This window comes from Natronorubrum marinum, from assembly GCF_052040125.1.
Lineage (GTDB): Archaea > Halobacteriota > Halobacteria > Halobacteriales > Natrialbaceae > Natronorubrum.
Genome location: NZ_JBPPFV010000002.1, coordinates 289,205 through 311,083, shown reverse-complemented (window position 1 = coordinate 311,083; position 21,879 = coordinate 289,205). Strand labels below are relative to the sequence as shown.

Here is a 21,879-nt window from a genome sequence, read left to right as displayed (position 1 = left end):
CGAGGTGACGAGTATCATGAGTCAGGCGACGCTATCCGAGCGGCCATATGCGAACTCGAATCTCTTCTCCGGTCACTATCTCGACGAGCGGATTCATGATCGCGAGGAGTGGGACTGCGACGAGGAAGCGGGCGAAGCGATGACCGAGTTGCAAGCGCTGTACGAACTCGAGTCCGGGCTGGTCGATGGCTACAAGGAGGATTCACTGATCGATAACTGGATCGACGAGGTGCTCGACGTACTGGGGTTCGGGACGAACGTCGAGACGACGCTGCCGGGCGGTGGCGGATACGTCGACGTGCTCCTCTTCGAGGATACCGAGTCACGGCGCGGGGCAGCCGAGGTCTATCTGAGTAGCGAGGATACGACGGATCTGTTCGACCGCGGAATCGGGCTCGTCGAGGCCAAACAGTGGGACGCCGACTTCTCGAAGCGGTTCAGCGAACAGCGGCCCTATCGGAACGCCTCCCATCAGATCAAACACTACCTCGAGCGAACGCCCGAATCGATTCAGTGGGGAGTGCTGACGAACGGCCGCAAGTGGCGACTGTACGGAACGAAAGACTACGAGACGCAAACCTACTACGAGATCGATCTACCGGAGTTGCTCGAGCGTGGTGACCTCGAGGCGTTCAAGTACTTCTATCTGTTTTTCCGGCCGGACGCGTTCCGGACCGCGGGTGGAACGACGTTCCTTGATTCGGTCTGGTCCGAGAGTGAGACGGTCGCTCAGGAGCTCGGTGAGGACCTGCAGGACAACGTCTTCACCGCGGTGCGGGTGCTCGGCCGCGGGTTCGTCGAGACGAACGATCTGGATATCGATCCGGACGACGAGGCTGGCCTCGGGGAACTCAAAGAGCAGTCTCTCGTTCTTCTGTATCGGTTGATGTTCGTTCTCTACGCCGAATCGCGGGGGCTGATCCACCCGGAGGGTCAGGATGCGGTCACGGAGTACGAGGAGAATTTCAGTCTGGACGAACTGCGCCTCGAGATTCACGAGGAGATCGGCGAGGTCGACGACGGCTTCGACACCTACAGTGAGCACTCGACGACGATGTGGAGCAGACTCGAGGATCTGTTCCGACTCGTCGACGAGGGCGAGGAGTCGCTGGGCATTCCGCCGTACAACGGCGGGCTCTTCAATCAGGACAAACACGAGTTTCTGACCGAACACGAGGTCAGCAACCGCTATATCGCGGAAGTTATCTACCGAATTTCGACGACCGAAAACGACGAGGGACGGTACGTACTGGCCGACTACGCGGACCTCGACACGCGTCACCTCGGCAGCGTCTACGAGGGGCTGCTCGAGCACCAGTTCCGGATCGCCCCCGAAGACTACGCGGCGGTGTCCGAAGACGGCGGCGAGGTCTGGAAGCCCGCGACGGAGGTGTCGGTTGCGGACGCGGTCGAAACCGTCGACGAGGGAGGGCTGTACGTCGTCAACGACGAAGGCGAACGGAAGGCCACAGGAGCCTACTACACGCCGGACTACGTGGTGACCTACATCGTCGAGGAGACGGTCGGGCCGCTGGTCGACGAGATCAAGGCCGATCTCGAGGAGCAGGGCTTCGAGCCGGGAACCCACGAGCATCTCGGCGCGTTCTACCGCCGGGCGACCGACCTGAAGATTCTCGATCCCGCGATGGGGAGCGGACACTTCCTCACGCGGGCGACCGAGTACCTCGCGGAGCAGGTGATGACCGAGGTGCGAGAGATCGAGGAGGCGACGGCCTTCGACGAGCAGCGAGTGCGACGGGACGTTGCGAAGGAGTGTATCTACGGCGTCGACCTGAACGGGATGGCTGTCGAACTCGCGAAGCTCTCGATGTGGCTCGAGACCCTCGCCGCGGATCAGCCGCTCGCGTTTCTGGATCACCACCTCAAGGCGGGCAACTCGCTCGTCGGTTCGGACGTGACGGAGGTGCTCTCGAACGGCGCTGACACTGACGACGACGGCGGCCAGCTCACGCTTCAGCAGGCGCTGGCTCGAGTTCGACAGGATACCCTCGAGCACGTGATGGACCGGATGCAGGAGCTACTCGAGATCGACAACGAGACGCTCGAGGACGTCAAATCGATGGAGGAGCTGTACGACGAGGTTCGGAGCGATCCGTTCTACCAGCGCCTGTTCGAGTTGACGAACGTGCACACGGCCGAACGGTTCGATCTGGACGTCCCCGAGGGAGCGTACGAGCGGATGGCTCGAGCGATCGATGACGAAGACGAGTGGGCCGCGGTTCGGGAGGAAGGCTGGTTCCAGACCGCGCAGTCGATGGCCGGTGGGGAGGCGTTTTTCCACTGGGAACTCGAGTATCCGGAGGTCTTCTTCGACGACGATGGAGAGAAGCGAGATGATGCTGGGTTTGATGCGGTGATTGGGAATCCGCCGTATGTGAAGATCCAGAATATACGACAGTCGAATTCTGCATTAGCTGATTACGCATCGGAGCAGTATACGACTTCGACTGGCCGATTCGATCTATACGGATTGTTCGTTGAACAGGGTTCGAATATTGCAGCAGATGATGAGTTGGGATATATTCTTCCAAACAAATTTTTCGAATCGCAATCTGGAGAAGGTCTTAGAAAATTCCTCAGTAAAGAAGATCGAGTCCGGAAGATAGTTGATTTTGGTCAGCATCAGGTGTTTGAAGGTGCAACAACATACACTTGCCTCTTATTTTTAGGTGAAAGTGCCAATCTTAACTATGGTGAGGTTCGGAATTTCAAGAATGATAAGTTATCGCTATCCCAAGTAAAATTCAGTACTATTCCATTCGATGAATTGGACAATTCTGGGTGGGTTCTGACAGGACCTCTCGAACGACAGGCCATGTCCCAGATGGAATCAACTGCCAATCCACTCGGCGAAATAACCGAATTCATGTCGGAAGGCATTGTTTCTGGTGACAATGACGTTCTCTTCGTTGAAGTGGATGATTGGGGCGAGGAAGAACATCTCGTCCGGTGTACTGTGAACGAGGAACAGTATCGGATGGAATCAGAAGTTGTCAAGCCACTACTTGACGGTGACGAAATTGAGCGATATGGGTCTACAGTTACAGATCTTGCAGTAATATATCCGTATCAAACTACCCAAGCAGGAACAAAAGAAATACTAGAATCACAACTAGAGAGTGAATATCCAGAAACGTACAGCTACTTATCCGAGTTTCGTACGCGACTCTCAGAAAGGGGGACAGAGTCTATGAATTACCCTACATGGTACTCTCTCTGGTGTCCTCGTGAAAAACGTCTTTTTGAATCTCCAAAATTACTCGTGCCAGATATTTGCCAACGATCTGAGTTCACATTGGATATGGATGGAGAGATTTTTCTACCAAATAGTGCATATGGCGTCGTTCCAGAAGAAAACAGTGCAGAGCATCGATCATACCTGCTTGCTGTCCTGAATAGTTCACCAGTTTGGTTCTATATATATCACACTAGCCCAGTCCTTCGGGGCGACTTCCGTCGGTTCATGACTTCTTATCTCTCTCGTGTGCCTGTTCCTGAATATTCGCCTGTCGAAGAAACAAAACCAGATTTTGAATCAAAATTTGAGGCGATTTTGCAGAGAAACGGTGTTGAAATTCCAGAAAACCGTCACGGATTCTTAGGGTTCTTAGCCGAAAATAATCGGTCATTCCATATCGATCTAGATTCGTTGAATCTTTCTTTGGTGGACCATCTGGGCACCTATTCCTCTGGTCAGTGCATTTCTGAAATCGGACTCTCTCAGCCTCCTGAGGGCACTGCCGACTCCATCCTCACCGACACCGCCGCGGACCGCGACAACCTCCGCGTCGGAACCGTCGAAATCGTCCGCGAGTCACCCACCTCCCTCGAGATCCGACTCACTGCCCGCTACAAACCCGAAAACGAGGACGACTACGAAACCGATCGCTGGGGCTACACCGAAACCGAACCCTTGCCAGCCCTCGAGCTTTCGGACCTCACCGAAACCGAAGCCGACCTGATCGAGGCGTTCGTCCCCGTCGCCGTCGACGAGGCGGGCGGGTTCGCGAACTTCCGCGAGACCGCCACCAAGACCAACTCGCTCGTTGATCGCTTGCGGAAGCTCACCCTGCCCGCCGTCGACGACGTTCGAGACGGATTGGAAAGCTACCTCGAGACCAAAGAACGAGCGGATGAACTCGAGGCGAAGATCGAGAAGACCGACGAACTGATCGACGAAATCGTGTACGAACTGTACGGGCTGACCGACGAGGAGATCGAAATCGTTGAGGAGGCTGTTGGCGAGTAGTACACTCGATCAAATCCCCAACTTTCTTATTGATCGCTTCTGACAGAAAACCATGAGCGGACGGAAAACCGCCGTGTTACGGCTGGTCGGGATTGCCTACTTTCCTGTCATTGCTGTGGGAACATTCGTTGGGTTCGTACTCGCACTCATTCTGTTCGTGCCGAGTGTCCTCTGGCAGATTATCACTGGACGCGAGAAGGACCACGAAGCGGATGGGTCCCTCAGATTCCGATTGATGATGTGGTTCGAGGACTGGCGGCGATTCGTCCTGCTAGGTGATGGCAACATGCCATGGACCCCATGAGCTGGTCCTAAATGCGGATTTTGCCGCACTTGAGTCCTCCCTATTCAAACTCGAGCACCGACGGAATCACCCGACAGCCACAGGGTGAGGCCGTCCCCTCGGTCGGCCCGACCACGGTGGTCGCGACGATTTCGGAGCCACAGCGGGGACACTCGGGGAACGACGGGCACTCGCGTTCAGCATCCTCGAGGTCGTCGTTCACCCCCACGGCAACCACCGGGCCGTGGACGCTGCTACTGGTCGATATCGGTACGGCTGCCGTTCGGGACGTTTATATCCCGACAGAATGTACGTAATCATGGCTTCAAAGCCTCGTGGGCTTTGGAAGCCACGTCTCGGGTGTCATCACCACCCGGGGCATTTCGATACCCCCTCGCGGAGCGCGGCTTCCGGTCTAATTGTTGACCTGTAGTGGCTTATATCTGCCGAATATATAAAGAAAAGAGTGGGTGGGTACTCGAGAGACCGCCGCGTGCCACCCGTACTTCGAACGGCACGATTACCTCGAGACGTGCCCGGCTCGACTATCGCGTCCGTTCCGGCCGACGTCTCGACGATAGAGAGTAACGCTTTTGCGGGGTCCCTGCACACATCGACGTATGGACTGGCCACACGATCCCGACGGTGAACAAGGGAGCGAGGGGATGCGCAAGTTCGACATGCGAATCATCGCCGACAAAGTCGACGAGGAGGAGGACTTCCCGATGGTCCGCGACGAGTTCGTCGAGGAACACGGCGACGATCCGATCCGGATCAACTACCAGCGCGTCGTCCCGATGCGCGAGATCTTCGAGTACGTCGAGCCCGAGGAGTTCGAGACCATCCTCGACATGCACAAGGGAGTCGGTGCCGCGATGCGCGCCGGCGACTTCTGGGAGTACCACCCGAAGGGTGCAGACCCAGAGAAGAAACCGGCCTGAGTCGGGTCGCGTACCCCGACTCGAGTTCCCCGACTCCCGTTTTTCGGCCCCATCTCGAATCTGGATTACGTATCACTTATACGATGGCGTTCGAAAGGGTTTCTCACCGTGACTAATACGCAGGTGACGCTCGTTCAGATCGATAACTACGGGCCGTGGACCGTCACACCCGAACCGCGACGGGAGGCCGACCTCCAGACGCTCCAGTCCCGGCTCTACGCAGATATCTCTCAGTTCGTCGGCAACCGAGACGGCTACACCTTCTTCACTCGCTTCGACAACATGATCGCCGTCACGAACGGTCTCGACCTCGAGGACCACGCGCTCCTCCAGGAGTCCGTCGGCAACCGCTACCCCGTGACGCTCAGCCTCGGCGTCGCGACCGGCACCAGTCCCGTCCAGGCGCTCGCGGACGCGACCGAACTGGTTCAGGAAGCCGGCAGCGCACAGGACAAGAACCGACGCGAGTGTCTCGAGGGACGTGTCGTCGGAGACGGCCACCGGGCCGCCGACGACATTCAGATCGCTCACTTCGACGTCGTCGACGCGACCGGCAACTACACCGACGAACTCAACGCCTTCGACACCTTCATCGAGATCGAACAGGGCTACGCCGAACTCATGCGCCACATGCGCTACGCCCACGACAGCCTCTCCTTTTTCGTCGGCGGCGACAACATCATCGTCGTCTGCCCGGATCTCGGCGAAGCCGAGTACGAAGAGGCGATTCACCACGTCCAAGAGGCCGTCGACGTCGAACTCCAGGTCGGCGTCGGCCGCGGGAAGAGCGCTCACGATGCCGGCTTCGCCGCGAAACACGCCCTCGAGACCTGTCGCGCCGACGGGACCAGGGTCGAACTCGAGTGGTGACCGGTCCGAATCTCGCCGTCAGCCCCGTTTCGGAACCCGAACGGTAGAAGCCTTAACACACCGAATTACGAACATTCGAGGCGAGTTTGCTTAAGTGTGGCGGGGGTAGCTTTTAGCCCGTCTGTGGTCATTGTTCACATATGGAATCGGAACTGTCGGTCAGGGATGTCCTGACGAACGATTACGTCGGTGTCAGCGAGTCAGACACCGTTCGCGGCGTCGTGGGACTCATGCGCGAGGAGCGGGCGAGTTGCGTCCTCGTCGTTCGCGGCGCGAACCCGGTCGGCATCGTCACCGAATGGGACGTTCTCGGCGTCGTCGACGACGACCAGGATCCGGACGCGACGACCGTCGGCGACGTGATGAGTTCGCCGGTCATCACGTTCGACCCGAATCGGTCGCTCACCGACGCGGCCGACGTGATGGCTCGCGAGAACATCCGCAACGTCGTTGTCGAGGACGAGGACGGCGTCCTTGGACTGGTCACCCAGCGCGACGTCATCGCCGCCGCCGGCTCGTTTCAGGCCACGATGACCCCACTGCGCACGAGCGACGCCGCACTCGAGCGAAACCAGGACCCAGCCACCGAGGACCGAGCCACGCCGTCGGCGACCGCGGCGAGCGAGGAACTCGAGACGCGGCTTGTCGCCAACGGCGGCGACGAGTACACCACGCAGGGCGTCTGTGAGACCTGCGGCTCGCTCGCGGACGCGTTGTGGGATTCTAACGGTCAGTTGGTCTGTGCGGACTGCCGGACGGTCTGAGTCGGCGTGGCTCTCGAACGGACTTCGCCGGCATCGATTTTGAGCGGTTCGACGGCCGTCCGCTACCAGCAAAACTCGCCGACGCAGTTCCGTCCCGCGTAGACGGTCATCGTCAGCGATTTCTCCGATGGAAAGACCTTTCGGGTGCCGCGGTGGACTGGTCGATAATGACCGATACCCTCGACGATCTGGCCGTCGAAGGGACCACCGTCGGCGTCCGCGTCGATATCAACAGTCCTATCGGCGACGACGGTACCCTCGCCGACGACGCCCGACTACGGGCCCACGTCGATACCCTCTCGGAATTGCTCGACCGCGGCGGTCGGGTCGCCGTCCTCGCCCACCAGGGACGACCCGGCGGCGACGACTTCGTCTCCCTCGAATCCCACGCCGACCGGCTCTCGGAACTGCTCGGCCAGCCCGTCGACTACGTGGACGTGACGTTCAGCGGGGCCGCTCGCGAGATCGTCGACGACCTCGCAAACGGCGACTGCGTCGTCCTCGAGAACACCCGTTTCTACAGCGAGGAGTACATGGAGTTCGAACCCGAGCGCGCCGCCCAGACTCACCTCGTGGAAGGGCTCGCGCCGGTACTCGACGCCTACGTCAACGACGCCTTCGCCGCGGCCCACCGCTCGCAGCCCTCGCTGGTCGGCTTCCCGACCGTGTTGCCCGGCTACGCGGGTCGCGTGATGGAGTCCGAACTCGACGTGCTGGGCTCGATCGAGGAGACGCCCGAACCCCGCGTCTACGTCCTCGGCGGGGCGAAAGTCACCGACTCGATCGACGTCGCCTGGTCCGTCCTCGAGAAGGGGCTCGCGGATCACGTCCTCACGGCTGGCGTCGTCGGCAACGTCTTCCTCATCGCCGACGGCGTCGACCTCGGCGACGCCAGTTCGGACTTCATCTACGACCAGGGCTACTGGGACGAGATCGACCGCGCTGCCGACCTCCTCGACGCCTACGGCGAACACGTCGCCCTCCCTCGAGACGTCGCCGTCGAACGCGACGGCGAACGACACGAAATCGGCGTCAACGCGCTGCCCCCCAAAAACGACGAAGCTGCGATGGATATCGGGAGTTCGACGCTCGCCTACTACGAACGGCTTCTCGAGGACGCGGGCACGGTGATTCTCAACGGCCCTGCCGGCGTCTTCGAAGAGGATGCGTTCGAACAGGGGACCCGTCAGCTCTACGAGGCGGCGACCGACGTCGAGACGAGCATCGTCGGCGGCGGCGACACCGCCTCGGCGCTCCGCCGACTCGGCGTCGAGGGCTTCTCCCACGTCAGCACCGGCGGCGGGGCCGCCCTGCGGATGCTCACCGCGGAACCGCTCCCCGCCGTCACGGCACTCGAAAATGGACCCTCCCAACGACAGCCAGCCGACGATTGAACGGGCCGCCCAGAACGACATCGAACCGGTCGCGGACCTCTGGGTGCGACTCGCTCGCGACCAGCGAGCGTACGATTCCGCCGTCCTCGCCGACCCGAATCGCGAGATGATCCGGGACACCCTCGCGGCCCACCAGGTCAACGACGGCCTGCTCGTCGCACGCACGGGCGGGAGGATCGTCGGCTTCGCGTCGTTCACCCTCGAGCGCGGCTCGCTCGCCCTCGATACGACCCGGGGACTCCTCTCGAACATCTACGTCGATGCTGGCTACCAGAATCTTGGGATCGGGACGGCGCTGCTCGAGGCCGCCGAAGCCGAACTCGCCGAACAGGGCGCCGAGACGGTGATTCTCGAGGTGATGGCGGCGAACGACGACGCACGCCGGTTCTACGACCGACACGGCTACGACACGTACCGGGTCGCGATGAAACGAGAACTCGGGGACGACGATCGGTCGGAAAACGATACACATTCAAAGGAGGATCGCTAATCGCCAGTTGCGCCAGGGGAGCATGGGTGGTTCATGCACTCGACTTGTAATCGAGACTCCCGGGGTTCAAATCCCCGCCCTGGCTTGCTGACGCGAACAAAGTCGTGAGCGTCAGCAACAAGTACGGGGATTTGAATGAAACCGAGGTTCTGCGCCGCAGGCGCAGGTTCTCGGGCGTAGTTCAAATCCCCGCCCGACGAATCTTCCTGCAAACTGACGGAGCGAAGCGATCGAACACCCGTCGTTCGTCCAGACCGGAATCGAGCGTCGGAACAGGGACCGCTGTCTCCGGCCACCGATACCGACTCCTCGAGCCACTATCCGTCCCGAAACCACAGCCTTAGCACGCTCCACGCGTAAGAACTGCCCAGATGGACTTCGTCGAGAAGTATCAGACGGCGTTCGTTCTCGTCGCCATCGTCGGCGGCCTCGCGCTCGGTCAGGTCTCGGGCGTTCCCGCCGTCGCGGACCGTCTTATCCTGCCGTTTCTGATGGTCATGCTGTTCGCCGCCTTTGCGGGGATTCCGCTGTCTCGCCTCCGTGATGCGTTCGGCAATCGGCGCGTCGTCGGCTCGAGTCTGCTCGTCAATTTCATCTGGAGCCCGCTGCTGGCCGTCGGGCTCGGTGCCGTCTTCCTCCGGGACCATCCCGCGCTGTGGGTGGGACTCATCATGCTCATGGTCACCCCGTGTACGGACTGGTATCTCGTCTTCACCGATATCGCCGACGGCGACGTGCCGCTGGCGACCTCCATCCTGCCGTACAACCTCGTCCTCCAGTTCGTACTGCTCCCGGTGTATCTGTACGCGTTCGCAGGAACGCTGGTCGAACTGCCGCTGGACGTGTTGATCGAGAGCGTCGTGCTCGTGCTCGTCGTGCCGCTCGTTCTCGGCGGACTCGCTCGGTGGGGACTGACGCGAACGAGGGGGCGAGAGTGGTTCGCCGGGCGATTTCTCCCCACACTGAGTCCGATTCAAATCGTCTTTCTGAGCCTCGCGATCGGGGCGATGTTCGCCTCGCAAGGAGAGGTGATCCTCGAGAATCCGGAACTCCTCGCCCTCCTCGCCGTTCCCGTGATCGCCTTTTACGCGATCAACCTCGGCGTCGGCTTCGGCGTCGCTCGACTGCTGTCGTTTTCCTACGAAGAGCTGGTCTGTTTCAACAACACGATCCTCTCGCGGAACTCCCCGACGGCCCTCGCGATCGCCGTCGTCGCGTTTCCGAACGAGCCGCTCATCCCGCTGGCGCTGGTCATCGGACCGCTGTTAGAGCTGCCGTTACTGGGGATCATCGCACAGATTCACGTCGCCGTCCGCGACCGAGCGTGGTGGCCGCTGGACGTCGCTGCTCTGCGCGGCAGATCCTGAGGACGGAACTGCACTCACGTCGATTTCGAAGCCGGGCGAGAACGCGCTCGGATAGCGGGCGCTGTCGGGTACTGTATCCGAAATGCCGGCCGATGAAGGCCGACGTTGGAACGGGACGAGGGTCGATGTCTCATAGTCGAACCCCCTTCGTGGCAACGACTGGCGTTCTACCCTCGTCGATCGGATGAACATCGCACCTACTGATAATTCTGGTTCCAAATTGTGTAGGTGCTCGCTCGAGTCTCCGTCGTCGAAGCCCGGGTACCGCTGATTTTGCCACACGCAGGGGCCTTCGTCGAGACTATTGTCGACTGCGTTATCGATACTGTCGCCGGGAGACGCACACGGGAACCGCTCGACCGATCGTGACGGCTGTGATCAGGTCGAGCAGTCGCCGTCCGGGGAAGTGTCGGACGGTTTCGTCTTCGTGTGGTCATCTCGAGGCTTCTCACCGTCGGATCCGTGCTGGTGGTGGTCGTCGCCTGGTTTTTCGGGATCAGCGTGAGGCCCGTCGTGTCTGTCTCGAGAACCCTTCGGCTCGTCTCGAGTTTTTTCCGGTTCCTTCACCGGTTCGTCGGGGTCGTCCGGATCTGCGGGATCATCGGGTTCCACTCCGGGGTCGTCCGGATCTGTCGGATCGTCGGGCTCGCTCGGATCATCGTCCGGCACCTCGAAATCGACGTTCACGTCGTCGACTTCCCAGAGGAACTCGGACGTAAACGTCCCGTCGCCGGTGATCACCCACGGAACGACGACGCAGGTGTGACACAGGCCGCCGTCGACGGTGAGCGTCGCCGTATCGCTGGCACCCGACACCTCGCTCACGCCGAGGATGGTATCGGCCTGCGTGAGCCACCAGACGACCCGGTCGAGGTTGCCGTCCGGGTCGGCGACGTCGATCTCGAGCGTGGTCGGCGACGGGTCCTCGCGATCGACCTCGAGGATACCCGCGTCCGGACGGGCGGCCTCGATAGCGGGATCGGCGAGCCCGCCTGGCGCGACGGTGACGGTCCAGCTGGCTCGGTACTGCTCGCCGTCGACGGCCACAGCCGCGACGACTTCGTGGGCGCCCTGGGTCTCGAACGTCTCCTGCCAGTAGTGGGCCCCCTGTTCGAAGAAGTAGGTACTCTGCCACGGATCGGCGAACGTGTCGCCGACTCGCTCGCCGTCGATCCACCACGTAGTCGTCTGGGATACCTCTGGATCGACGGCCCCGACCTCGAAGTGAACCGTCGTCTCCGGCTCGACGGTGAGTTCGGGCGCAGGGAATTGCAGCGCCTCGTCCAGTTCCTGGGCGGGGAGAAGCTGGACGGTTCGCTCGTCCGAATCGCCGTTCGCCTCGACCCGGACCGTCACCGAGTCCGCCGTCACGACGGGCTCGGTCTGGTAGCTCGGGGCGGTCGGTTGTACCGTCTCGCCGGGATCGACCGTCAACGTTACTGTTCCGAGGGATTCGCCGTCGACGGTGTACTCGACCGTCGGTCGGACCGGCTCGTCCGTCGGGTTCTCGACCTCGACGGTCCAGTCGAGCAACGCCCCACCCGTAACGGACTCCGGAATTTCGACGATCCGAACGGATACGGGCGCGTTACCGGCGTCGTCCGGTCCGGCACCGGTGGTGTCTGGTTCGGCGTCGTCCGAGTTCGAATCGTCACTCGGCGTCCCGCCGTCCTGCGCACCGGCCGGTGTCGTAGCGACGTTCGTAGCCGGGACGATACTTCCTACTGCAACCCCTTTCAATAGCGTTCGTCTGTTCACGTATCTGACCTCCTACCGGTCGTCAACCCGGAATCACAGCAAAAAGGGGGAGTACCGTTGTGCGCACTAATCGGATATTTGGATCGTGTCGCTCCCAACGTATATTCGATGGGTGACGTTACCCTGCTGTTGTCTCCGGTTAACAACGGTAGCGGCGTCGAAATCGGACGCATCCGCGATCGACGATCCGTCCCGACGAACCGATCGATCGCGGGCCGAGACACTGGCGTCAGTCGAGAACTGTACTCGACTGACTACTCGCGTCTCGCGACGCGCGCCTCGCCGGTCAGCGCGTCGACGTGAACGTGGACGGTTTCGCTGTCGGTCTCGAGCGGAACGATCCAGGACGCGCTGGTCCGATGTGGCTCCTCGAGCGAAGTGATCGACTCCTCGTCTGCGGCCGTTTCGCCTGCGAGCGCCTCTCGAGCGATTCGGTCGGCCTCGTCGGCGTCCTCGATTCGGATGTCGTCGGTGAAGCGGACGGTGACGACCGGAACGTCGGCCATGCGGACGACCCGTTCGGTGACGCTGCCGACCAGCACGCGGTCGAGGCCGGTGCGGCCCTGTGTCCCCATCACGATCATGTCGATATCGTGCTCATCGGCATACTCGAGGATCTCCTCGTGGGGAACGCCCTGTTCGACCGCCGTCTCGACGTCGATATCCGCTCGCTCGGCGTCGACCGCGACGCGTTCGACCGCACGGTGGGCGGCGGGCGACGCCGCCTCGTTCTGCAGCGTCCCGAGCGGTCCTTCCGGGACGATCGACAGCGCGTGAATCGTCGCATCGAACCGTTTGGCGATCGCCAGTCCGTGCGTGATCGACTGTCGCGTCCCGTCGCTCCCGTCCGTCGGAATGAGCAGGTCGTCGTACATCTGGGTAGATATTGGGCAGACAGAGGTATATAGCCTCGAGTCGGGGTTCCGAACTCGATCTGCCGGCCCGAAAGTCAACGGTCCAACAGGAATATATATTCGGTCCGAATACTGTGGAATATGACTGGACGATTCCGTCACGGGCTTCGGGTCATCGACGCCAGCCTCGGCGTGTTTCGAGCGCGTCCTCGGCTCGCGATCCTCCCCCTGTTGAGTCTCGCCGCCGTCGGGAGTGCGTACGCAGCCCTCGCCGTCGCGATCTTGCATTACGATCTCGTCGGTGCGGTGTTTACGAGCAACGTCGTGCAGTACAGCGTCGTGTTCGTCGCGATCGCCATCGCCTCCGGCGTCGGCATCTTCTTCAACGCCGCGGTGGTCCACTGCGCGACGCGGCACTTCGCCGGCGAGGAGCCGACGGTCGGCGAGGGGCTGGCCGCCGCGTGGGCGGTCCGCCGGAAGATTATCGCGTGGGGGCTCGTCTCCGCGACGATCGGAACCGCGTTCTACATCGTCGAGGACAACGTCCCCGGCGTCGGAACGCTCACGCACTCGCTGTTCGATCTGGCGTGGGGACTCCTGACGTTCTTCGTCGTCCCGGTGATCGTTACCGACCGAACCGACTCGCTCCGGTCGGATCTGCGAAAGAGCGGTGCCGCGTTCTCCCGAACGTGGGGCGAGAGCATCACCGCAGCGTTCGGCATCGGCCTGGCCCTGCTCCCGGTGAGTATCGTCGGTATCTGCCTGCTCGTCGCCGCCTACGTTTCGGGCTCCGGGCTCGTCGCGTACGCGATGGGTGTGATCGGCGGCCTCCTCCTCGTCGCGACGATCGTTCTCGCACAGGTTCTCGGGATGATCGTCCGCGCCGCCCTCTACCAGTACGCGACCGCCGGCGACCGAGTCGGCCCGCTCGAGGCCCTCGAGCCGAACGATGTCTTCGTCGACGACTGACCGCTCGCCGTGCGGTCGACCGATCGTCGGTCGCTGCCGTCCCGCGACGCCAAACCTCTTTCGGCTGCGAACGGTCACGGAATTCAGACCGTCTTCGATACGGAATATGGCTATTTTAGTCGCGTGTACCGTCAGTCCCACGTGTCATGGTGTCTGTTAACGAACTACATTCGATGTACGAGAACATGGTGACGGCGCGCCAGTACGAGGAACGCCTGCAGGAGGAGTATCTCGATGGAAAACAGCCGGCGTTCGATATCTCCGCTGGTCCCATTCCAGGTGAGTTGCATCTGGCTGCGGGTCACGAAGCGTCCGGTGCGGGCGTCTGTCAACACTTACGGGACGACGATACGGTGACGGCACCCCACCGACCCCACCACATCGCCATCGCGAAGGGCGTCGATCTGAAGCGGATGACCGCCGAGATCTTCGGCCGCGAGACCGGCCTGAGCAAGGGGAAAGGTGGCCACATGCACCTCTTCGATCCCGAGGTCAACTTCGCGTGTAGCGGGATTATCGCCGAGGGCTGTCCGCCCGCCGTCGGGGCCGGACTGGCCGCGAAGAAGCGAAACACCGACAGCGTCGCCGTCGCGTTCCTCGGCGAGGGCGCAATCGATCAGGGGGCGTTCCTCGAGTCGCTCAACATGGCGAGCGTCCAGAACTTGCCCGTCGTCTTCGTCGTCGAGGACAACGACTGGGCCATCAGCATGCCGAAAGAGCGCATCACCGACGTCGCGAACGGGGCAGATCGCGCCGACGGATTCGGTCTGCCGGGCGCTCGCGTGGACGCCGACGACGCCGTCGCTGTCTACGAGGCGGCGAGAGAAGCCGTCGGCCGCGCTCGCGACAGGAACGGGCCGTCGCTGCTCGAGGTACAGGTCCACCGACGCATGGGTCACTTTATGGGCGACCCACAGGAGTACCGCCCCGCCCAGGACGAGGCGGCCGCGATGGAACGGGATTCGATCGAGCGACTCGAGGCGGACCTCCGAGGGCACGGCGTCGACGACGAGACGATCGACGACCTGCGCGATCGCGCTCACGAGCGCGTCGAGGAGGCCATCGAGTGGGCGAAAGACCAGCCCGAACCGGAGCCGGACGACGCCTACGAGGACGTGTTCGTGAACCCGCTCTCGGGCGCGACCGACAGCGATCCGTCGGCCGCGGAACTCGGAGGTGACGACTGATGGCACAACAGGAGCGAGATCCGGCGAGCGCCGGACGGACTGACCGAACGTTGACGATGAGCCGGGCGATGGTCGAGGCCATCGCTCACGAGATGCGCGAGGACGACGACGTCTTCTACATGGGCGAAGACGTCGCGGACTACGGCGGCATCTTCGACAGCACGCAGGGCTTGCTCGAGGAGTTCGGCTACGACCGGATTATGGACGTTCCCATCAGCGAGACGGCCTACATCGGGGCCGCCGTGGGTGCGGCCCAAGCCGGCATGCGCCCGATTGCGGAGCTCATGTTCGTCGACTTCTTCGGCGTCGGGATGGACCAGATCTACAACCAGATGGCGAAGAACACCTACATGAGCGGCGGCTCCGTGAGCGTGCCGATGGTGCTCACGGCCGCCGTCGGCGGGACGTACAACGACGCCGCTCAGCACTCCCAGACGCTCTACGGTACCTTCGCGCACATGCCGGGGATGAAGGTCGTCGTGCCCTCGACCGCTTACGACGCGAAGGGGCTGATGCACAACGCCATCCGCGACGACGACCCGGTCGTCTACCTGTTCCACAAGCGACTGATGGGCATCGGCTGGATGCCGGCCCCGGACGGGCCGAAAACGGGCGTTCCCGAGGACGAGTACACGATCCCGTTCGGCAGCGCCGACGTCAAGCGCGAGGGAGCGGACGTGACCGTCGTCACGCTCGGTTTGCACGTCCACCGGGCGCTCGAGGCCGCGGAGTCCCTCGCCGACGACGAAATCGACGTCGAAGTGATCGACCTCCGGACGCTCGTGCCGCTGGACACCGAGACGATCGCCGACTCCGTCGCGAAGACCGGCCGACTGGTCGTCGTCGACGAAGATTACCGCTCGTTCGGCGTCACCGGCGAAATCGTCGCGAGCGTGGTCGAGGCCGAAGACGGACTGGAGAATCTGGAAGCCGTCGAGCGAGTCGCCGTGCCGGACGTTCCGATTCCGTACGCGCGGCCGATGGAGAACGAGGTCATCCCGAACGCAGAGGACGTCGAGAACGCCGTCCGCGAGGTACACGACGGCGAATGAGCGGGAGGGACGACCGCATCGCCGTCGACACGGGCGACGTCTGGCCCGAGGATACGGCGGAAGAGGAAGGCGTCGTCGTCAACTGGTTCCTGCGCGAGGGGAGCCGCGTCGAGGCGGGTGACGACCTCTGTGAGTTCCAGGTCGAGAAGGTGAGCGTCGACGTTCCGGCACCCGCCACCGGAACGCTCGAGGAGATCGCTCTCGAGGAGAACGACGAGTTCGAACGGGGGAGCATCCTCGCCTGGATTCGTCCGGATTGATCGCACTCGGCCGTAGATCGTACAATCATCGTATGCCACCGACCGATACGGAGTCCGACCGGAACGACGACGAGTCGACGGCGGACACTGACGAGACGGGGCGCACCGTCCGCGAGGAACGATCGCTCTCGCCGATGCGAGCGACCATCGCGAACCGACTGCAGGAGAGCTATCGGAACGCGGTTCACGTGACCGCAAATCGGGACGTCGACGCGGAGGAACTGCTCCAGGCGACCGAGATCGCGGACGATCGGCTCGAGGCGGACGTCTCCGTCGTCGACCTCCTGTTATGTGCGGTCTCGGCGACGCTCGACGATCATCCGGCGTTCAATGCGACGTTCGAGGAGGAGACGCATCGGCTGTACGAGGAGCACAACGTCGGCGTCGCCGTCGATATCGACGCGGGGCTCGTCGCACCCGTGCTCCGCGATATCGGATCGAAATCCCTCGGCGAGGTCGCGACGGAGCGGCGACGACTGACGGAGGCGGTTCAGTCCGGCGAGTACACGATGAGCGACCTCCGCGGCGGGACGTTTACCGTCACGAATCTCGGCGTGCTCGGCGTCGATTCGTTCACGCCGATCATCAACCCGCCGGAGGTCGCGGTTCTCGGCGTCAATCGAATTCGAGAACGGCCACAACGGGGCGACGACGGGATCGAGTTTCGCAAGCGGATCGCCTTCGATCTCAGTTTCGACCACCGACTCGTCGACGGAGCCGATGCGGCCCGATTCCTCGGATCGCTCGCGGAGTATACGGACACCGCCGAGCGGTTCGTCCCCGAGCGTAGCTAGTCGATTCGTGTCGTCCAATCCGCCGTCCTTGAGACGGATCGAGACGATCCCGTCGCCAACGGCCTCAGTCGCTCGGTGGTCGATTCATCCCCTCGGAGTGTCACGGCGAGTTTGATTATCAACTGTCCCGTACGTTTTGTCTCAGGGCCGCTGTCGGTACCGATTCCGGATCGGCCGCGAGCGTCACTCGTATCGATCGTCCAGACTCTTCGGTTTCCAGAGGAAGGGGCAGCCGGCCTCTTCTTTAACAATCTTTTTTACGGTACACGGACACGTATCGCACGGAGCATGACAAATCTTGTCACTAATCTCGCGGGAGCCGTCGAGGAATACGGCGACAACACCGCGATCGGTTATCAGGGGTCTGAAACGAACTACGAGGAGTTCTGGGGGCAAACCGGCGCCTTCGCGACCGCACTCGAAAGTCGCGGCGTCGGGGCCGACGATCGCGTTGCGATCTATCTGCCGAACGTGCCGCCGTTTCTAATCGCCTTCCACGGGACGCTTCGAGCCGGCGGGGCTGTCGTCCCGATGAACCCGCAGTACAAAGCCCGGGAGATCGGTCACCTGCTCTCCGACAGCGAGGCCAAAGTGGTCGTCGCGCTCGCGGATCTCGTCCCGTTCGTCACCGAAGTCCAGGACGAGACGAGCGTCGAACATATCGTCAGCGTCGGCGGGGATGCCGACGGTGCGACGGAACTGACGGAGTTCCTCGAGCCGGGCGATCCCGACATCGTCGACCGAGACGACGACGACGTCGCGGTCCAGCCCTACACGTCGGGAACGACGGGCCAACCCAAAGGGGTTCAGCTCACACACGACAACCTCGCGTCGAACGCGAACGCCGCCTCGGAGCTGATCCCCGACGGGATCCGCGAGGACGACAAACAGCTCGGCGTCCTCCCGTTGTTCCACATCTACGGGATGACCGTCGTGATGAACTCGACGCTGTTCAACGGCGGTGCGTTCTACCCGTTACCATCCTGGGACGCACAGGAGGCCGTCTCGCTCATCGAGGACGAGGAACTGACGCTAATGCACGGCGTACCCGCGATGTACAACGACGTCATCAACCAGCCGAACGCCGAGGAGTTCGATCTCTCGTCGGTTCGGCTCTGTGGCGTCGGCGGCTCCGGGATTCCGGTCGAAGTCCTGCGCAAGTTCGAAGAGCTGTACGAGCCGAAGGTCTACGAGGGCTACGGGCTGACCGAAACCAGTCCGATCACGCACTTCAACAGCCCGATCGAAGGGCGACGCGTCGGGAGCGTGGGTAAGACCGTCCCCGGCGTCGATTCCAAGGTCGTCGACGAGGCGTTCGAGGAGGTCGACCCCGTCGAGGAGGGACCGATCGACGAGGAGACCACGGATCTCCGCGAGATCACCGGCGAGATCGTCGTCGCCGGGCCGAACGTGATGAAAGGCTACTACGGCCTGCCCGAAGCCAACGAGGAGGCCTTTACCGAGGAGGGCGGCCGGCGCTGGTTCCACACCGGCGACATCGGCTACCGTGACGAGGACGGCTTCTACTACGTCGTCGACCGCGAAAAGCACATGATCGTCACCGGCGGCTACAACGTCTACCCCCGTGAGGTCGAAGAGTTGCTCTTCGAGCACGAGGCCGTCGCCGACGCCGCCGTCGCCGGCATTCCCGACGAGCGCCGCGGCGAGACGATCAAGGCGTTCATCGTCCGCACGCCCGACGCCGACGTGACGGCCGACGAGATCAGGGAGTACTGTCTGACCAACCTCGCGGAGTACAAACACCCCCGCGAGGTCGAGTTCGTCGAGGAACTGCCGCGGACCACGACCGGGAAGGTCCAGAAGTTCAAACTCCGCGGGGAGGAGGCCGAATAATGACGCTCGGCGACGCAGTCCTCCTCGAGATCGAGGATGACGGTCCGGCGACGATCACGCTCAACCAACCGGATCGGCGCAACGCCTTCTCCACTGAGATCCACGAGGGGTTCGTCGCGGCTCTCGAGGAGATCGAGGGCAGCGACGCCCGCTGTGTGGTGATCGAAGGCGCAGGCGGTGCGTTCTCCGCGGGCGGCGACGTGAAGCGAATGACGAGTGCACTCGAGGAAGATCTCCCGGCCGACGACCGGGCGCAGAGTCTCGAGCAGCGGACGAAAGAGATGATGACGACGCTCGTCGAGTTCCCGATCCCGACGATCGCGGCGATCGACGGCCCCGCGGTCGGCGCGGGCGCGAACCTCGCGATCGGCTGTGACGTCCAACTGGCGAGCGATCGGTCCGTCTTCGGCTTCGTCTTTCGGCAGGTCGGCCTGAGCGTCGACGCCGGAACCTCCTACCTCCTCCCGCGGATCGTCGGCGAGAACGTCGCCAAGGAACTCGTCCTGACGGGCGACATCTTCGGTGCGGACCGCGCGAAGGAGCTCGGACTGGTCAACCACGTCTACGGGGCCGAGGAGTTCGACGAGAAGGTCGACGAGTTCGTCGAGAAGATCGTCTCCGGCCCGCCGATCGCGCTGCGCCACGCCAACCGACTCGTCGGCGAAGGGCTCGAGAAGTCCCTTGGACAGGCCCTGACCGACGAAGCGATCGCACAGGGAATCGTCTTCGACACGGACGACCACGCGGAGGGGGTCAACGCCTTCCTCGAAGACCGAGATCCCGAGTACGAAGGCCGGTAGCACCGCAATTTTATTCGATTCGTTTTCCGTTCATAATCCCGATTTCACCACCTGTAGCAGTCGATCGCGACTCGGAGGCGTCGTGATTGCACTCGAGACCGTCACGTCGGTCGGTAACGGTCGAATCGCGGCGCTTACTCCGCGACGGGCGACCGTTCGCCGAGCCACACTAGCGTCGACACTCGCGCGTTCTCCTTGATCCGTAACCCGCCCTCCGAAACGGTTAGCGGCATCAACGGGAGGTGTGACGCTACCAGCACCGACGGATGCGAGCCGCCGCGAGCGAGGAGTTCGTTTCGCGGCTGGAGCTGGACCGGCTCCTCGAGGTCGGTCAGAAACTCGTTGTGCTGGATCACGTACTGGCCGCCCTCGAGGTCCCACCAGCCGTACTCGTCGTCGGGATCGCGGAGTTCGGTGGGCACCGGCTCGAGGGCCGCGTCCTCGAGTTCGTCGCCGCCGAAATCGAGTCGGCCGGGACCGACGACCTCGTAAATCGCGCCGACGGTCAGATCGACGCCGTGCTCGTGGACCTGTACCGATTCGTAAACGAGGTTGTCGACGACCTCGGCGAGCGCGTTTGCGGCTGACATGTCGGTCTTATTGACGCGCTCAAGCGGCAAAAAGTATGGCTTCGACGGGCCGGCTCGAAGACACTGTGTTCCACGCGTCTACTGAACGTCTGACGGGCGACAGACGCCCGTCAGAATACGATCCCCTACTGTTATATGGGACGATATTGGCCCGCTGAGTATGGTCCAAGAAAACGAACTCGTCCTCGAAATCGCCGAGACTGTCGCCGCGCGAGAGGGAGTCGATATCACCGAACTGGCGTCCCCGTTGCACGAAGCCATCGACACGGAAGCGCTCGAATCGCTATTTGCGACGCCGGGAGTGGACGCGTCGGTCGCGTTCGAGTACTGCGGCTACACCGTTCGAGTCAACGGCGACGGCGACGTTCGCGCGTCGGAGCCGAACCCCGACGCGACGGCGACGAAAGTAAGCGCGTGATCGGGCACTCAGCTGATTGATCCGACTCCGCCGGAGTCGAATCCAGGATAAATAAGACTGAAACGAACACAGCTAAGAGTCGTCGGACTGAGCGTACTGTCAATGGTACACCTCGAGCGCATTCGCGTTCACCCGATCAAATCCCTCGACGCGGTGTCGGTTGCGTCGGGCGAGATCGTCGACAACGGTGGACTCGGGTGGGATCGACGGTACGCGATCGTCGAACAGCCGTCGGAGACCGGGTCGACGGCCGACTCGGTCGGGCAGTACGTCAACGGCAAACGCGAGCGGCAGGTTCACGACCTCGAGGCGACGTACGATCTCGAGCGCGAAACGGTCACGGTGGGCAAACGCGGGAGCGACGAAACCAATACGTTCCACCTCGAACTCGATCGGGACTGTTTCGCCTCGTGGCTGTCGGAGTACTTCGGCTACCCGGTCGAGGTCGTTCGCGACGACGAGGGCGGGTTTCCCGACGATACGGACGCCTCGGGACCGACGGTCATCGCCACGGGCACCCTCGAGGCGGTCGCCTCCTGGTACGACGGGATCGACGCCGAGGAGATGTGTCGTCGACTGCGGCCGAACCTCGTCCTCGACGCGCCGGCGTTCTGGGAGGATCGACTGTACGACGGCCCTGGACGGGTCGTCTCATTCGATATCGGCCGGGTCACGCTGCAGGGCGTCAACCCGTGCCAGCGCTGTGTCGTGCCGACGCGCGACCCCGATACGGGCGAGGCAACCGAGGGGTTTCGAGAAACGTTCCTCGAGCGGCGAGAGGCGACCCTCCCGGAGTGGGCCGACGAGGCGTGGTTCGACCACTACTTCCGGCTTATGACTAACACGCGCATCCCCGAGTCGTCATGGGGTGAGACGCTCTCCGTCGACGAGTCCGTCAGCATCGGCGAGACCGCCGCCGATCCCAGTCCGGCCAGCTAATCCGACGAACTGCCGTCGCTCGATC

Annotated in this window: 20 protein-coding genes and 1 tRNA gene; 17 read left to right on the top strand and 4 right to left on the bottom strand. The window is 62.5% G+C overall.

Annotated features, from left to right (window positions below):
- Nucleotides 1-16 precede the first annotated feature (16 nt).
- Nucleotides 17-4,270, top strand: coding sequence for an Eco57I restriction-modification methylase domain-containing protein (locus tag ACSFC5_RS11170; protein WP_440765327.1), 4,254 nt, complete (start codon nt 17-19; stop codon nt 4,268-4,270).
- 344 nt (nt 4,271-4,614) lie between these two features.
- Here ACSFC5_RS11170 and ACSFC5_RS11165 read toward each other — a convergent pair whose 3' ends face one another.
- Nucleotides 4,615-4,782 (bottom strand): hypothetical protein, encoded by a 168-nt coding sequence (locus ACSFC5_RS11165; RefSeq protein WP_440765326.1) that lies wholly within the window; start codon nt 4,780-4,782, stop codon nt 4,615-4,617.
- A 391-nt stretch (nt 4,783-5,173) separates the two neighbouring features.
- On the opposite strand from ACSFC5_RS11165, the gene ACSFC5_RS11160 reads away from it, so the two are divergent.
- The 7 genes from ACSFC5_RS11160 to ACSFC5_RS11130 all read left to right on the top strand — a co-directional run bounded on the left by ACSFC5_RS11160 (nt 5,174) and on the right by ACSFC5_RS11130 (nt 10,379).
- On the top strand, nt 5,174-5,494 hold the full coding sequence (locus ACSFC5_RS11160) for a DUF5785 family protein (protein WP_440765325.1): 321 nt from the start codon (nt 5,174-5,176) through the stop codon (nt 5,492-5,494).
- A gap of 108 nt (nt 5,495-5,602) precedes the next feature.
- The gene (locus ACSFC5_RS11155) at nt 5,603-6,364 is read left to right on the top strand and encodes a GTP cyclohydrolase III (protein ID WP_440765324.1); all 762 of its coding nucleotides are present in this window, start codon (nt 5,603-5,605) and stop codon (nt 6,362-6,364) included.
- 140 nt (nt 6,365-6,504) lie between these two features.
- On the top strand, nt 6,505-7,128 hold the full coding sequence (locus ACSFC5_RS11150) for a CBS domain-containing protein (protein WP_440765323.1): 624 nt from the start codon (nt 6,505-6,507) through the stop codon (nt 7,126-7,128).
- A 167-nt stretch (nt 7,129-7,295) separates the two neighbouring features.
- Nucleotides 7,296-8,522: a phosphoglycerate kinase gene (locus tag ACSFC5_RS11145; RefSeq protein WP_440765322.1), complete on the top strand. Its 1,227-nt coding sequence runs from the start codon at nt 7,296-7,298 to the stop codon at nt 8,520-8,522.
- Nucleotides 8,488-9,012 (top strand): GNAT family N-acetyltransferase, encoded by a 525-nt coding sequence (locus ACSFC5_RS11140; protein WP_440765321.1) that lies wholly within the window; start codon nt 8,488-8,490, stop codon nt 9,010-9,012. Before ACSFC5_RS11145 ends, ACSFC5_RS11140 begins: the two co-directional genes overlap by 35 nt.
- Nucleotides 9,013-9,023: 11 nt before the next feature.
- Nucleotides 9,024-9,097: transfer RNA gene (locus ACSFC5_RS11135), tRNA-Thr, on the top strand.
- Nucleotides 9,098-9,383: 286 nt separating this feature from the next.
- On the top strand, nt 9,384-10,379 hold the full coding sequence (locus ACSFC5_RS11130; protein WP_440765320.1) for an arsenic resistance protein: 996 nt from the start codon (nt 9,384-9,386) through the stop codon (nt 10,377-10,379).
- A gap of 378 nt (nt 10,380-10,757) precedes the next feature.
- On the opposite strand, the gene ACSFC5_RS11125 is transcribed toward ACSFC5_RS11130, so the two are convergent.
- Together ACSFC5_RS11125 and ACSFC5_RS11120 are read right to left on the bottom strand one after the other, a co-directional pair.
- A complete protein-coding gene (locus ACSFC5_RS11125) occupies nt 10,758-12,137 on the bottom strand; it encodes a hypothetical protein (RefSeq protein ID WP_440765319.1) in 1,380 nt (459 codons plus the stop codon).
- A 254-nt stretch (nt 12,138-12,391) separates the two neighbouring features.
- Nucleotides 12,392-13,012, bottom strand: coding sequence for a universal stress protein (locus tag ACSFC5_RS11120; protein WP_440765318.1), 621 nt, complete (start codon nt 13,010-13,012; stop codon nt 12,392-12,394).
- Nucleotides 13,013-13,132: 120 nt separating this feature from the next.
- On the opposite strand from ACSFC5_RS11120, the gene ACSFC5_RS11115 reads away from it, so the two are divergent.
- The 7 genes from ACSFC5_RS11115 (at nt 13,133) to ACSFC5_RS11085 (ending at nt 19,907) form a co-directional block, all read left to right on the top strand.
- The gene (locus ACSFC5_RS11115) at nt 13,133-13,960 is read left to right on the top strand and encodes a DUF6159 family protein (protein ID WP_440765317.1); all 828 of its coding nucleotides are present in this window, start codon (nt 13,133-13,135) and stop codon (nt 13,958-13,960) included.
- A 173-nt stretch (nt 13,961-14,133) separates the two neighbouring features.
- Entirely contained in the window at nt 14,134-15,147 is a 1,014-nt protein-coding gene (locus ACSFC5_RS11110; protein WP_440765316.1) for a thiamine pyrophosphate-dependent dehydrogenase E1 component subunit alpha, read from the top strand.
- A complete protein-coding gene (locus ACSFC5_RS11105; RefSeq protein ID WP_440765315.1) occupies nt 15,147-16,199 on the top strand; it encodes an alpha-ketoacid dehydrogenase subunit beta in 1,053 nt (350 codons plus the stop codon). Before ACSFC5_RS11110 ends, ACSFC5_RS11105 begins: the two co-directional genes overlap by 1 nt.
- Entirely contained in the window at nt 16,196-16,459 is a 264-nt protein-coding gene (locus ACSFC5_RS11100) for a lipoyl domain-containing protein (RefSeq protein WP_440765314.1), read from the top strand. The genes ACSFC5_RS11105 and ACSFC5_RS11100 overlap by 4 nt, the downstream gene beginning before the upstream one ends.
- Before the next feature lie 32 nt (nt 16,460-16,491).
- On the top strand, nt 16,492-17,253 hold the full coding sequence (locus ACSFC5_RS11095) for a 2-oxo acid dehydrogenase subunit E2 (RefSeq protein WP_440765313.1): 762 nt from the start codon (nt 16,492-16,494) through the stop codon (nt 17,251-17,253).
- A 288-nt stretch (nt 17,254-17,541) separates the two neighbouring features.
- Nucleotides 17,542-19,107: a long-chain-fatty-acid--CoA ligase gene (locus tag ACSFC5_RS11090; RefSeq protein ID WP_440765312.1), complete on the top strand. Its 1,566-nt coding sequence runs from the start codon at nt 17,542-17,544 to the stop codon at nt 19,105-19,107.
- On the top strand, nt 19,107-19,907 hold the full coding sequence (locus ACSFC5_RS11085; protein ID WP_440765311.1) for an enoyl-CoA hydratase/isomerase family protein: 801 nt from the start codon (nt 19,107-19,109) through the stop codon (nt 19,905-19,907). The genes ACSFC5_RS11090 and ACSFC5_RS11085 overlap by 1 nt, the downstream gene beginning before the upstream one ends.
- A 134-nt stretch (nt 19,908-20,041) precedes the next feature.
- On the opposite strand, the gene ACSFC5_RS11080 is transcribed toward ACSFC5_RS11085, so the two are convergent.
- The gene (locus ACSFC5_RS11080; protein WP_440765310.1) at nt 20,042-20,497 is read right to left on the bottom strand and encodes a dCTP deaminase/dUTPase family protein; all 456 of its coding nucleotides are present in this window, start codon (nt 20,495-20,497) and stop codon (nt 20,042-20,044) included.
- A gap of 160 nt (nt 20,498-20,657) precedes the next feature.
- Here ACSFC5_RS11080 and ACSFC5_RS11075 point away from each other — a divergent pair, with 160 nt between their 5' ends.
- Nucleotides 20,658-20,915: a HalOD1 output domain-containing protein gene (locus ACSFC5_RS11075; protein ID WP_440765309.1), complete on the top strand. Its 258-nt coding sequence runs from the start codon at nt 20,658-20,660 to the stop codon at nt 20,913-20,915.
- A gap of 102 nt (nt 20,916-21,017) precedes the next feature.
- A complete protein-coding gene (locus tag ACSFC5_RS11070; protein ID WP_440765308.1) occupies nt 21,018-21,854 on the top strand; it encodes an MOSC domain-containing protein in 837 nt (278 codons plus the stop codon).
- Nucleotides 21,855-21,879 lie beyond the last annotated feature (25 nt).